This window comes from Pedobacter sp., assembly GCF_041645105.1.
Taxonomy (GTDB): domain Bacteria; phylum Bacteroidota; class Bacteroidia; order Sphingobacteriales; family Sphingobacteriaceae; genus Pedobacter.
Map to the genome: position 1 here is coordinate 192,470 of NZ_JBAZQQ010000005.1, position 14,320 is coordinate 206,789.

The window sequence follows — 14,320 nt, forward strand, 5'->3', positions numbered from 1 at the left end:
ATGAAACGCATATTATATAGCATAGCAATAGCGGCAATGGCATTAACTTCTTCATCATGTAAGAAGTTTCTGGATCCATCACCAACAGATTTTAATGCACCAAAGGATTTTTTTAGAAACGAAGCAGAAGTAAATGCGGCCTTAACAGGTGTATATGATATACTTGGGAAATCTGCAACTTACGGTAGGTATATGTTTTTTGAAATGGATGTGGCTGATGATAGTTTTATTCATTTGTCAGGTTGGACTCAGGATTTAGCTTTATACAACTATAGCCCCTCTGATACTAAATTAACTGATAACTGGACGGCCTTGTATAATGGAATCAACAGAGCGAATATGTTGATAGAAAACATTGATAAAGCAGTAATGGATGAAAATAAAAGGAAAATAGCGCTTGGCGAAGCCATATTTTTAAGAGCGTATTATCATTTCATCTTAACCAGTAACTGGGGGAATGTACCTTTGAAAACAAAATCTACTACATCTGGTTTTGAAGTGAATTATAAAAATTCACCTTACAAAGTAAACTATGAGTTTATTGTAAGTGAAATGGAAAAGGCTGCGGATATGGTAGCACCGCATTTTACTTATAATTATGGTAGCAGGGTGACTAAATCTGTAGTATGGGGAATATTAGCGAGAGTAAATCTGAAAATGGCTGGCGCACCTCTTAGAGATGTTTCACGTTATGCTGAAGTTGTAAAGTGGGCTAAGAAAGTACAGCAGGCTGGTCATGTTTTAAATCCTGATTTTAAGAGAGTGTTTATAAACATGAGTGAAGATAAATACGATACTAAGGAAGTGCTTTGGGAAGTAGAGTTTGGTAAGAGAAATGGTACTCAGGTTGAAGAAGGGGCTGTAGGGGTCATCAATGGAATTGGAGCAAATGAGAAGATAGGGTTTAGTTATGGTGGAAAACATGTCACAAATGCTTTCTTCAATTCATTTGATGCTGATGATTTAAGAAGAGATTGGAGTATCAATAATTACTACTACAGTGAAGCTGTAGAAGGAGGGAAGATTGGTTATGCACCTAATCAGATTTACAATCGTGGCGATGCCAAATGGAGACGTGAATATGAGACAGCAGCTCCAAAATTTAATGGTACTTCCTCTATTAATTTCCCAATCTTGCGCTATTCAGATGTACTATTAATGCTTGCCGAAGCTGAAAATGAAATAAATGGTGTTACTCAAGATGCGGTTGATGCAGTGAACGAAGTGAAGCGTCGTGCGCATGGAAAGCTTATGGCTGGAGAAGTTGTTAAGTCGGTTACTATTACAAATGGTGGTGCTTATACTAAGGCCCCTACAGCTATTTTTTCTGGTGGAGGTGGCGGATTTGGTGCTGCAGCTACAGTCGTAATATCGGGGGGTAAAATTTCAGGTGTTTACATGATTAGCGGTGGTTCTGGCTATACTTCTGCTCCAACAATATCTTTAGTAGGTGGAGAAGGTGCTGGCGGTGCAGTGTTAACGCCTGTAATGAGTCAAAACGCAACTAATAATTATGATTTAACTGCAGCAGAAAAGGATTCGCCAGAAAATTTTAGAACTGCAATCAGAAAGGAAAGATCTTTGGAGTTATGTTTTGAAGGATTAAGACGCTTTGATTTAGTGAGATGGGGACAATTTTATTCGGCAATGAAAGCCTACGAGAATGAAATTAAGACCACTTTACCTTCAACTGGTGGTTATGATCACGCGATAAAATCTGCAAGAAACGTTTCTGAAAAGGATACTTTATTTGCTATTCCTGCAGCAGAGCTTAATTCTAATGGTGATATCATTCAAAATAAAGGATGGTAATTGTAACTCATAAAAGGAAATAACATGAAAAAGTTAAAATATATATTGGGCGCTTTATTATTGCCTGCCATGGTTGCCTGTCAGAAGTCTGAGCCAGAAAAACCAACGTTTAATGTAACAACAGCACAACAAGAGTATAAAATAGGAGATACAGTTTTGTTTTCTATAAGAGGATATGCCGATTTAATATCTTTCTATTCTGGTGAGCCTGGTAAGGAATACCGTTTTAAAGACAGAATTGAATCTGAGGATACTAAGCTAAAGTTGAATATCAGTACGCAAAGTCTTTATGCTAGTCAAAGGAATAATCTGAGTTTGTTGTATTCTACCGATTTCAAAGATGTATATACTCCAGAGGGTATTGCAGAAGCTACATGGACTGATATTACAAGTAGATTTAAGTTAAGCCCGGATGAAGTTCCAGGAACCAATTATCCTGTCACCCCTTCAGGAGAGGTTGATATTGCGGATCTTCCAGTTGCGAATACACCAATTTATTTTGCTTTTAAATTTGTAGGACAGCCAAGTGCTACATCTTTTGCGGGTGCAAGGACCTGGCGAGTTCCGGTTTTTGACCTCTATAATGTTACTGAGGACGGTAGAAGAACTACTGTTGCTGATGTTAAGACCGCAGGTTGGTTGGCTATTGATGTTCAAAATCCAGTTAATAAATGGACTATTCAAGCAGCTACTCCATTCTTATTTTTTGCTCCGGCTAGTACATTACTTGCAAGTGAAGATTGGGCTGTCAGCAAGGCTTTATTACCAAATGCTGCAAAACCTGATGTTGGCCTAGGAATTAAAGATTACCTAAAACCAATGAAGGATTATAAATACGTGTTTACACAAGAAGGTAGCTATACCATCACATTTGTTGCTAAAAACGTAAATAACCATGGCGAGGAAACAATAATCCGAACCTTAAATATTACGATTAAAAAATAGTACAGTGACAGTGAAGTATCAGTTAATGGTTAGAAGGATTTCCTTTGATCTGCTGGAAGTATTGAGCAATTAACGACTAAGTATGAAGAAAAGAGAAGAAGCCTTAGATGCATTAAGAGGATTAGCTATACTGCTGATGGTTTTATCCAGCAGTATTTCTTTCGGAATCTTACCTGCCTGGATGTATCATGCTCAGGTGCCGCCACCGCAACATATTTTTAAACCAGAATTACCCGGGATTACCTGGGTAGATCTGGTATTTCCTTTTTTTCTGTTTACCATGGGAGCCGCAATTCCATTGGCATTACAGAAGAAACTAGTATCGCAATCTGTATTTAAAACTGCCGGACAACTTGTTCAACGTTATTTTTTACTGGTTGTATTTGCGCTATTTACATTTTATGCACGCGCATGGGTAATGAGTGGTACTCCCGGCTGGCAAGAACAGCTCTTATCTATTGCTTGTTTCTTCGTGCTGTTTTTAATGTATGCACATTTCAATAACCTGGAAAACAAGATGATCGCCACAAGTATTAAAATTGTAGGCTTTGCACTTGCAGCTGCATTTTTATTATGGTATCCTTTTAAAAACGGATTTAGTTTAGAATCAAGTGATGTCATTATTATTGTACTGGCTAACATGGCGTTTTTCGGAACGTTAATCTGGTGGTTAACTCGTAACAATCCTTTGTTGAGAATTGGGGTGTTGCCATTGTTAATGGCATTATTGCTGACAGGCAAAGATGCTGGTACATGGAATAGTTTGGTATTTAACTGGTCGCCAGCTCCATGGATGTATAAGGTGTATTATCTTAAGTATTTGTTTATAGTATTGCCGGGGACATTTGCCGGGGAGTGGTTACTGAATAGAAGTGCATCGCCGGTTCAAAATCTTGTAGAAGGTGCAAAAGCTAAACTATTAACAGTGGGTGCCTTATGCTGGGCGTTAATGATTTGTAACGTAGTTTGCTTGTACATGCGTTGGTTGGTTCCAAACCTTTTTATCTCTGCTGCACTAGGTCTTTTATTATTGCAAGTATTAAAAGGAGTTAAGGAGGGAGCTGATAAAACTTTGTTTACCAAATTTGCAAATACTGGAATCTACCTATTGATATTAGGGCTGTTTTTCGAAGCTTTTGAAGGGGGAATAAAGAAGGATATATCAACTTTCAGCTATTACTTTTTAAATACAGGACTGGCTTTTCTGATACTTTTATCGTTCACTATTTTTGAAAAATTAGGGTGTTTTTCTGCTGTAATTACCTTTTTTGGAAATAACGGCAAGAATCCGATGGTTGCATATACAGCAGGAAATTTATTGCTAATACCTTTATTAAAGCTTACTGGTACAGAGGCATATTTAGATAGCGTTGCTGGTTTACCAGCAGGAGGACTGATAAGAGGATTAATATTTACTGGAGTGGTATCACTCATTACGCTATATTGTACAAGAGCAAAACTGTTCTGGAAAACCTAAAAAGCAAACCTGATTACTAATATTTAAAAAAGATCTTTGTGTCAAAATTAACAACCAAAAACATCAATCCCATTTACTGGATACCAACTACCTGGTTCGCTATGGGTTTACCATTTGTTGCATTATCAGGAGCGAGTTCCATTATGTACAAAAACATGGGGATCTCGGATGCTAAAATTGCATTCTGGACTTCTCTAATTATGTTTCCATGGACAATAAAACCGCTGTGGGGACCATTCCTAGAGATGTATAAAACGAAGAAATTTTTTGTTTATACTACTCAGATTTTTACGGGTGTATTGTTCGGGCTTTTGGCCTTAACCTTACAAATGGATCATTTCTTTGCTTTCTCCATTGCCATCTTAACTATAATCGCATTGAGCGGATCTACCCATGATACTGCTGCGGATGGAGTTTATCTGAATGAACTTACGCCTAAACTGCAAGCAAAGTTTGTAGGTTGGCAAGGTGCCTTTTATAATATCGCAAAGGTTTTTTCTGGTGGTGTCCTTGTTTATTTTGCCGGACAGTTAGAGAAAGAAATCGGTATACATAATGCCTGGATGGTTGTGATGTTTGCATATGGAATTATCATGGTAGTGCTGGGATTATATAATATGAGGGTTTTGCCTGAAGGTAATGAAGTTAAAACCGTAAGCTCTGTTAAAGAAGGGTTTGCAACATTGAAGGATGTAATCATCACATTCTTTCAGAAAAAGAACATCTGGTTCAGTTTGTGTTTTATCGTGTTCTATCGTTTTGCTGAAGGGCAGGCTATTAAGATTGTTCCTTTATTTTTCAAAGCCTCCAGAGAGTCGGGCGGATTAGGGTTAACTACATCAGAAATAGGTTTGTTATATGGTGTTTTTGGTTCTATTGCTTTCGTATTGGGTTCTATTGTGGCCGGATATTATGTTTCTAATAAAGGATTAACCAAAAGAACTTTACTTATTCTATGTGCATTCTTTAATCTGCCATTTGCTGCTTATGCTTTCCTGGCCATAGCAATGCCTCATGATTTATACATTATTGCTTCAGCAGTAGCCATTGAATATTTTGGTTATGGATATGGTTTTGTGGGCTTGATTTTGTTTATGATGCAGAATATTGCTCCTGGAAAATATAAAATGGCACACTATGCATTTGGTAGCGGATTGATGAATTTAGGTTTTATGATTCCATCTATGATTAGTGGTGTTTTGAGTGATTATTTAGGGTATAAGGAGTTCTTTATATGGGTGCTAATTGCCACAATTCCGGCATTTATTGTAACCTGGCTAGTGCCGTTAATGGCGCCAGAAAAAGAATCTGAGGAAGAAGTAGTTGCTGAATAAAATATATGATTAAGCTGAATACAATGAAACGTCTTTTTTTAATCGGAACATTTCTGGTATCGTCATTTTATAGTTTTGCTCAGGAACAGGTAGCTGTGGATAGCAGTTATGCGAATGGTCATTATCTGCAAAGACTGGATTTCTTTAAAAAGATGCCAAATCAGAAAAACGAGATTGTCTTTTTGGGTAACAGCATTACCGAAGGTGGGAAATGGCAGGAGCTTATTCCTAAAAAGAATGTAGTAAACCGTGGTATAAGTGGTGATGTAACTTTTGGAGTTATAGCCAGGATGGATGAGGTTTTAGCTTCTAAACCTGCGCGGATTTTTATCCTTATTGGTATTAATGATATGAAACGGGGAACACCACAAAGTGTTATCCTCAATAATTATAAGAGAATTATTGCTAAAATTAAAGAAGCTTCACCTGCTACAAAAGTGTATATGCAGAGTATTCTGCCCATAAATAAAAAGATGTTACCTGCGTCTTACGAGAAATTATCCAATGCAAATATTCTGGAGTTCAATCTTAAGTTAATGAGCTTTTGTGAAGTGCAAGGACTAAATTATATAAATCTGCATGAGGTATTTGCAGGGGCAGATGGTGAACTGAAAAAGGAACTAAGTATAGATGGTCTGCATTTAAAATCTGCAGCCTATATTTTATGGGCGGGATATTTAAAGAAACTTAATGTTTTATAAGATGAAATGTATAAAAATGCTCGCAGTCGCCTGCGGTATAGTCGCAACAACTGTTAATGCTAATGCTCAAACGCCAGTAAAGATCGACAGCGGTTACGCTAATTCTTATTATCAGCAAAGGGTAGAGTATTTCAATAAAATGTCCCATGTTAAAAATGAAGTCGTTTTCTTAGGAAACAGCATTACTGAACGAGGAGAATGGCAAGAGATTTTGTCAGGTTATCGTTACCCGATTGTTAATCGTGGCGTAGGGGGCGACAATTCTTTCGGTATCCTTGCTCGTATGGATGAAATATTGATCGCAAAGCCTAAAGCTATCTTTTTAATGGATGGTATAAATGACTTGTTCAGAAAACTGCCTTACGAAGTCAGTATCAATAATTACAGAAGGATCATAAGAAAGATTAAACAACAATCACCTAATACAAAGATTTATATCGAAAGTGCATTGCCTATAAATGAGGAAATGACTAGCGCTTCTTATACCAAAGGCCGCAGTGAAATGGTGCCAGTGTTAAATGAGAAAATCAAGCAGTTGGCTAAAGAAGAGAAAGTAACTTATATAGATATCGTTCCACTATTTGCGGATGAGAAGGGTAATTTAAAAAGAGAAATAACAATGGATGGTGTGCATCTGAAAGCCAGTGCATACATCACTTGGGTAAACTATTTAAAAGAAAAAAAATATTTATGAAAATAACGGGAACTTTTCTAGACGAGATCTCGCATGATATTCCTCATCAAAATTGGGGTAGAGTAGAGTGGGATAGAGATTTTGCTCATATGAAATCGGTGGGAATAGATACAGTAATTATGATCAGAAGTGGCTATCGCCGCTTCATTACCTATCCTTCGACTTATTTACAAGATAGCTTTGGCTGTTATCGTCCCCCTTTGGATCTGGTTGAGTTGTTTTTGCAACTTGCTGATAAATACAATATGAAGTTTTACTTCGGACTGTATGATAGTGGTAAATATTGGGATACGGGAAATCTGCAACATGAAATTGATTCCAATCGCTTTGTGATTGATGAGGTATGGAAGCAGTATGGGCATTATAAGAGCTTTGGTGGCTGGTATTTAAGTATGGAAATCAGCAGAAAGACCAAGGGTGCAACTGAAGCTTTCAGGACTTTGGGGCAGCAATGCAAAGATGTTAGTGCTGGACTGCCAACCTTAATTTCGCCTTGGATTGATGGTAAAAAAGCAGTTATGGCGGCTTCTTCTGCTTTAACAAAAGAAGATGCTGTTTCTTTACAAGAGCATGAAAGAGAATGGGGAGAGATTTTTCAAGGAATAAGTGGTGCTGTTGATGCGGTTGCGTTTCAGGATGGACATATCGATTACCATGAACTGGATGACTTTTTTGCAGTGAATAAGAAAATTGCTGATCAGTATGGATTACAGTGTTGGACCAATGCAGAGAGTTTTGATAGGGATATGCCGATAAAATTCTTACCAATTAAGTTCGAGAAATTACGCCTGAAACTGGAAGCAGCAAGGAAGGCAGGCTATGATAAAGCCATAACTTTTGAATTCTCACATTTTATGAGCCCGCAATCTGCTTACCCGCAGGCAGGCCATTTATTTAACAGATACAAAGAATACGTTGAAGGATTAAAACTTTGAGTTTGCTGATCAGATGATCATAAGTATAACTTGAAAAAATACAATACATTTTGATGAATAACTATAGAGAGATTTACGAGCAGGAATTAGTAAATAATGTAATTCCATTTTGGATGAAGCATTCAAAAGATGAGGTAAACGGGGGGTATTTTAACTGTCTGGGACGTAGGGGTGACGTATACGATACTGATAAATTCATGTGGCTGCAAGCCCGTGAAGTATGGACTTTTGCCACTTTGTACAATGAGCAGGAAGCTAGACCGGAGTGGTTGGAAATGGCTAAGCATGGGGCTGATTTTATAGAAAAGCATGGTCGTGATGCTGAGGGTAACTGGTATTTTTCTTTAGACAAGGAAGGTAATCCTTTAGCTCAGCCTTATAATATTTTTTCTGATTGCTTTGCCAGTATGGCATTTGCAGCATTGTATAAAGCTGACCCGCAGGAGCGCTATGCGCAAATTGCGAAGGATACTTTTAACAATATTTTAAAACGTCAGGATAATCCAAAAGGTAAATACAATAAAGCTTATCCTGGTACACGTAGTCTTAAGAACTTCGCTTTACCAATGATCCTGAGCAATTTGTCGCTCGAAATGGAACATCTGTTGGATAAGAATACAGTTGATGATCTTTTGAAAGCTGTGATCCACGAGGTAATGGAGGTGTTTTATCAGAAGGATAGTGGTTTGATCCTGGAGAACGTAAATGTTGATGGTTCGTTCTCTGATTCTTTTGATGGCAGGTTAATCAACCCAGGTCATACAATAGAAGCGATGTGGTTTATGATGGACCTTGGCGTGCGTTTAAATGATCCGAAATTAATCGAAAAGGCTACTGAGATTGCTTTGCATACACTGGATTATGGTTGGGATAAGGAATTCGGAGGAATACTTTACTTCATGGATATTAAAGGTCAGCCGCAACAGCAATTGGAATGGGATCAGAAGCTATGGTGGGTACACCTGGAAGCGCTGGTTTGTATGGCAAAAGGCTATGAGTTGACTGGCAATGAGAAATGTATGGAATGGTTTGAGAAACTGCATGATTATACATGGAATAGATTCAGAGATCCGGAGCATGGAGAATGGTTTGCTTATTTGAACAGGAGAGGTGAAGTATTGTTGCCATTAAAAGGCGGAAAATGGAAATGTTGTTTCCATGTGCCAAGAGCATTGTTTCAAGTTTATAAGGCGTTTGAGAAGATTAAAGTTGAAAAATAACCATTCTCTTCGGAGGCTGGAATCTTTTCCTGAAGAAGGAAAAGTTCCTATGCCTCTTCTGAGAAGGTGATTTTTTCTTCAAGTATGGTGGCTAGCTGAATTGGTTAGCCATTTTTTTAAATAAATTAAATTGATGAGGAATATATTATTTGGATTGATCATGCCTTCGGTTTTAGTTGTGGCTGTGATGATAGATCCACCAAAGTCTAAAGTAGTTAATGGGAAGATTCCTAAAAGCAAGGTTTCTTATTTTAAAGATGAAGTTAAACCAGAAAAGAGTATGCCTTGCTTCAATGGTGCTTACTACAGAAAGGCCGTGTCTAGTAAGGATGTCTGGGTAGGTATTTCAGGAACAGTTATACTTCCTAAAATAACATTTGATCAGTCTAGAAAGAATGATAAAAAGCCAGGGCAGTTTTTAGACAATCCTTCTGTTTATATGGGAGGTAGTATGAACGGACAGGAGACGGATGTAGGTATGACATGGGCGGTAATTAAGGATGAAAAAGGTAATATCAGTGCTGAAAGAAAGGCGTTCAGGCCATTCTTCAGAAGAGCATCTTATCCGCAAACAGGACAAAGGGATAGGTGGCAGGATGCTCCGGCAAGTAAGGAGTATTACTGGTATCCAGGCGAAGAAATTAAAATGTCTGTCCGTGTGGTAAGTGATGGTAAACTGAGGTTTACTGTTGAAGGTGCAGGAAAGCATTTTGAAGCTGATTTTGAAAGCGATGGCTATAAAATGAACGGCATTGGAGAATTTAAGAGGGTGAATGCTATTGACCAGGTACGAAATGAGGGTAAGGCTGCCCAGCCTACAAAAACACGTGTAGAAAATGCTGTTTGGAAAGAAACAAATTTGTTCAGAATGCAAAATGGAAAGGTAATACAGGTTCCATTACATAAAGACAGGTTTACGGATATGCGTTGTCCGGATCCAAAATTCTTTAAGCTCACAGCGAATAAAAAGCAGCAAATGATAGGTGCTGAGACCATTAGCATCAACGGAAACGTACAATAAGCTTATCATATAATTGATACATCGAATATGAGCACATTTGATATATCATTATTAACTTTGCGCCAACACTAACTAATATATTTATATGAAAAAAATAGTTTACTTGCTGTTGTGCGCAATATTATTGTCTTTTGCAACTACAGTAAGAGCAGACGAAGGGATGTGGATCCCGATGCTGATCGGTAAAAACCAGGAGCAAATGAAAAAACAAGGCTTTAAGCTTACTGCTAAAGACCTTTATAATGCGAATGGATCTAGTTTAAAGGATGCTATTGTTCACTTTGGTGGCTTTTGTACTGGAGAAATTGTTTCTGATAAAGGGTTGATCTTTACCAACCACCACTGTGGTTATGATGCAATCGCTTCCAATTCTACTGCTCAGGACAATATTTTAGACAATGGGTTTTACGCAAAGAATTATGGTGAAGAGAAGCCTGTTGCTGGTCTGTTTGTTCGGTTCCTGCAAAGAATGGAAGACGTAACCGCTAAGGTTAATGAAGAGACTAAAGGCCTAAGTGGTACTGAAAAAGAAGCCAAAATGACTGAAGTGTTTAACACCATTTCTAAAGCCGCAATTACAGGACCTACCATTGAGGCTAATGTTAAAGATTTTTATAAATCAAATCAGTTTATTCTTTTTGTATATGAGCGCTTCGATGATATTCGTCTTGTAGGAACGCCGCCACAAAACATTGGTAAATTTGGTGGTGATACAGATAACTGGCAATGGCCACGTCAAACTGGTGACTTTTCTGTATTCCGTGTTTATTCATCAACAGGTAATCAGCCTGCAGCATATAACGTGCAGAATGTACCATACAAGCCAAAGAAATTTCTTCCTATCTCTTTAAAAGGAGTTCAGAATGGTGACTTTGCAATGGTTTATGGTTTCCCTGGACGTACAGATAGATACCTGACTTCTTATGGTGTTGATCTGGCTACGGATAAAGTGAGTCCTACAATTGTTAAACTTCGTGATATTCGTTTAAAAGCATGGAGATCAGAAATGGATAAAGATGTGAACTTCCGTTTGAAAATGTCTTCTAAGTATGCACAGATTGCCAATTACTGGAAATATTTCATCGGACAAACCGAGCAGTTAAAAGGTTTGAAAGTTGCTGATAACAAGCGGACTGAAGAAAAAGCTTTCACACAATGGGCGTCACAAAAGACTGAGTTTGCAGGTCTGATGGATCAGTATGAGCAGATTTACGCTAATATAGACCCTATATCTGTACAGCGTACCTATATTAATGAAGGTTTTAATGCATCGCAATGGGCTGTTAATGCTTCTGGAATAGGTAGAGCGCTAATTAACTTCTCTAAAGGTAAATATGATGCTGCAGCTACTAAACAGATTCAGGAAAACCTGGCTAAAGCAATAACTGCTTATCAGGAAACTTATAATGAGACTGCTGATAAAAAGATTTTTGCCAAAATATTGAGTTCGTTTTATGCAGATGTTCCAGTAAAATCACAACCTAAATTCTTTGCTGAAATTGCTGAGAAATATTGGACAGGTAATCCGGAATCTACATTCGAGAAATTTGCGAATTATCTGTGGGAGCGTAGTAACTTCATCAATCCAGAAAAGCTGAAAGCATTTGTAGCTAGTAATCCTTCCGCTGATGCAGTAACTAATGACCCTGGTTATCAATATGCTCTGAATATTATTCCTGCTGATTATATTAAAACAAATTTCGGTTCAACGGTGGCTGATTTTGAAAAGAAAAAGGCAGAGCTTGATCATTTGTATTTAAAGGCAGTTCTTGAAAAGAATGCTGGTAAAATGATGTATCCTGATGCAAACTCAACTATGAGGCTTTCTTATGGAAATGTACAGGATTATTCTCCAAAGGATGGTATCGTTTATAAAACTACCACTACTATTGATGGGGTAATGCAAAAGTATATTCCTGGTGATACTGAGTTTGATTTGCCAGCTAACCTGATTGAGAATTATAACAAAAGAAACTTCGGTCAGTATGGTAATGATGGTACTTTGACTGTTGGTTTTGTAACCAATAATGACATTACTGGTGGTAACTCAGGTTCGCCGGTTATTAATGGGAATGGTGAGTTGATCGGTCTTGCTTTTGATGGTAACTGGGAGGCCATGAGTGGTGATATCGCTTTTGATAAAAAGTTTAAACGCAGTATTAATGTTGATATTCGCTATGTGCTTTGGTGCATTGATGTGTTAGGTGGTGCGAAGAATATTATTAACGAGTTGCAAATTAAAAAATAATTGTAAAAAATAACCATTCTCTTCGGAGGCTGGAATCTTTCCTGAAGAAGGAAAGTTCCTATGCCTCTTCTGAGAAGGTGATTTTTTCTTCAGCAGGGTGGCCAGGCAAGATGATTGTTTGGCCATTTTGTTTTTATCATTTAATAGAAGTGTCTTTAATTTTTTTTGTCTCCCAATTGAGATGAAAGTATCTATTTTAGTAGCATTATTGAGCGTTATGACACAGACAGAAAAGAAACCAATATTTTTGAATCATATTGCAGTGCATGTATCAGATTTACAAAGAGCTGCTGATTTTTATAGTGCGGTATTTGATTTGGAGCGTATTCCGGAGCCATTTAAACTGGGAAGACATGCCTGGTTCTCATTAGGTGCTGCGGGGCAACTTCATTTGATTCAGAATGAGAAAAGTAGTATGCAGCATGATAAACATGATCATATCTGTTTCAGTGTGTCTTCAATAGAATTGTTTATCCAAAAATTGGAAGCTATGCAGGTTGCTTATGAAAATTGGGAAGGAGATCAAAATACAGTGCATATCAGAGTGGATGGCATAAAGCAGATTTTCTTTAAAGATCCGGACGGTCACTGGCTGGAAGTGAATAACGATTATATCTAGGATCGAAAATAATCAGGTTATAATTTCTAAATAAAATGTTAAGACATAAAAAAAGGCAATCATCTTATAAATGATCGCCTTTTTTTATGTCTTAACAAATGATTAAAAATAAGTGTAATTTCCTTTATCACTATTTATAGTTACTTGTTTCTTATCAGCACTTTCAACACGACCAATAATTTGTGCATCGATATTGAAGCTCTTAGAGATGGCTATGATATCTTCTGCTATTGCTGCAGGGACATATAGTTCCATTCTATGACCCATGTTAAACACCTTATACATTTCTTTCCAGTCGGTGCCCGATTGCTCCTGAATCAATTGAAACAGGGGAGGAACAGGGAACATATTATCTTTAATGATATGAACATTGTCATTTACAAAATGAAGCACCTTAGTTTGTGCGCCACCGCTGCAATGAACAATACCGTGAATTTGATTTCTATGACTTTCTAAAACTTTTTTAATTACCGGAGCGTAAGTCCGCGTAGGAGAAAGTACCAATTTACCAGCAGTAACCGAAGTGTTTTCGTCTATCTGAATGTTGTCTGTCAGCTTTTTACCACCAGAAAACACCAGGTCGAATGGAACAGCAGGGTCAAAGCTTTCAGGGTAAGCGTTTGCAACTGACTTATCAAATACATCATGACGGGCAGAAGTTAATCCATTTGAGCCCATGCCGCCATTGTATTCCGTTTCGTAGCTAGCCTGTCCTGAAGAAGATAAGCCAACAATTACATCACCAGCCTGTATATTATCATTGCTGATAATTTTATCTCTTTCAATACGACAAGTTACAGTTGAGTCAACGATGATGGTTCTTACTAAATCACCCACGTCTGCAGTCTCGCCACCAGTAGAATAGATTGAAATACCCTGCTCACGTAATTCTGCAAGAATTTCTTCTGTACCATTGATAATTGCAGCAATTACTTCACCTGGAATCAGGTTCTTGTTACGACCAATCGTTGATGATAATAAAATATTATCAGTAGCACCAACACAAATCAGGTCATCAATATTCATGATGATGGCATCTTGTGCAATACCTTTCCATACCGAAATATCACCTGTTTCTTTCCAGTATACATATGCCAGAGAAGATTTTGTACCTGCACCATCAGCGTGCATGATATTACAAAAAGCTTCATCATTACCCAGAATATCAGGGATGATCTTACAGAAGGCTTGTGGAAAAATACCTTTATCTATATTCTTGATGGCCTGGTGCACATCTTCTTTCGAGGCAGAAACGCCACGCTGGTTGTACCTGTTATCACTCATGTTACTGCAAAGATAGAAAAAAATAACCCC

At 37.7% G+C, this 14,320-nt stretch carries 12 protein-coding genes; 11 read left to right on the forward strand and 1 reads right to left on the reverse strand.

All coding sequences use genetic code 11. The annotated features are described in order from the left end of the window. From WC623_RS16755 to WC623_RS16805, 11 genes are all read left to right on the forward strand, one after another. Positions 1–1,812: a RagB/SusD family nutrient uptake outer membrane protein gene (locus tag WC623_RS16755; protein WP_372853156.1), complete on the forward strand. Its 1,812-nt coding sequence runs from the start codon at positions 1–3 to the stop codon at positions 1,810–1,812. A gap of 24 nt (positions 1,813–1,836) precedes the next feature. Beyond that, a complete protein-coding gene (locus WC623_RS16760; protein WP_372853158.1) occupies positions 1,837–2,757 on the forward strand; it encodes a DUF5017 domain-containing protein in 921 nt (306 codons plus the stop codon). 82 nt (positions 2,758–2,839) lie between these two features. Beyond that, on the forward strand, positions 2,840–4,234 hold the full coding sequence (locus WC623_RS16765) for a DUF5009 domain-containing protein (protein WP_372853160.1): 1,395 nt from the start codon (positions 2,840–2,842) through the stop codon (positions 4,232–4,234). Between the two features lie 38 nt (positions 4,235–4,272). Further along, positions 4,273–5,568: an MFS transporter gene (locus WC623_RS16770; protein WP_372853162.1), complete on the forward strand. Its 1,296-nt coding sequence runs from the start codon at positions 4,273–4,275 to the stop codon at positions 5,566–5,568. A gap of 23 nt (positions 5,569–5,591) precedes the next feature. Then, positions 5,592–6,269 carry a GDSL-type esterase/lipase family protein gene (locus WC623_RS16775; protein WP_372853164.1) on the forward strand — a complete coding sequence of 226 codons (678 nt, stop codon included), beginning with the start codon at positions 5,592–5,594 and terminating at the stop codon, positions 6,267–6,269. A gap of 1 nt (position 6,270) precedes the next feature. Then, positions 6,271–6,963, forward strand: a complete 693-nt coding sequence (locus WC623_RS16780) for a GDSL-type esterase/lipase family protein (protein ID WP_372853166.1) — start codon at positions 6,271–6,273, stop codon at positions 6,961–6,963. After that, positions 6,960–7,898, forward strand: a complete 939-nt coding sequence (locus WC623_RS16785) for a DUF4434 domain-containing protein (RefSeq protein WP_372853168.1) — start codon at positions 6,960–6,962, stop codon at positions 7,896–7,898. Before WC623_RS16780 ends, WC623_RS16785 begins: the two co-directional genes overlap by 4 nt. A 53-nt stretch (positions 7,899–7,951) precedes the next feature. Then, positions 7,952–9,118, forward strand: a complete 1,167-nt coding sequence (locus WC623_RS16790) for an AGE family epimerase/isomerase (RefSeq protein WP_372853170.1) — start codon at positions 7,952–7,954, stop codon at positions 9,116–9,118. Between the two features lie 133 nt (positions 9,119–9,251). After that, positions 9,252–10,139: a hypothetical protein gene (locus WC623_RS16795; RefSeq protein ID WP_372853172.1), complete on the forward strand. Its 888-nt coding sequence runs from the start codon at positions 9,252–9,254 to the stop codon at positions 10,137–10,139. An 85-nt stretch (positions 10,140–10,224) separates the two neighbouring features. Then, positions 10,225–12,387, forward strand: coding sequence for a S46 family peptidase (locus tag WC623_RS16800; RefSeq protein WP_372853174.1), 2,163 nt, complete (start codon positions 10,225–10,227; stop codon positions 12,385–12,387). A gap of 217 nt (positions 12,388–12,604) precedes the next feature. After that, positions 12,605–13,006 (forward strand): VOC family protein, encoded by a 402-nt coding sequence (locus tag WC623_RS16805; protein ID WP_372853176.1) that lies wholly within the window; start codon positions 12,605–12,607, stop codon positions 13,004–13,006. Between the two features lie 102 nt (positions 13,007–13,108). Here the strand turns inward: WC623_RS16805 and WC623_RS16810 are convergent, their stop codons facing one another. Beyond that, positions 13,109–14,290: an AIR synthase-related protein gene (locus tag WC623_RS16810; protein ID WP_372853178.1), complete on the reverse strand. Its 1,182-nt coding sequence runs from the start codon at positions 14,288–14,290 to the stop codon at positions 13,109–13,111. Positions 14,291–14,320: the final 30 nt, after the last annotated feature.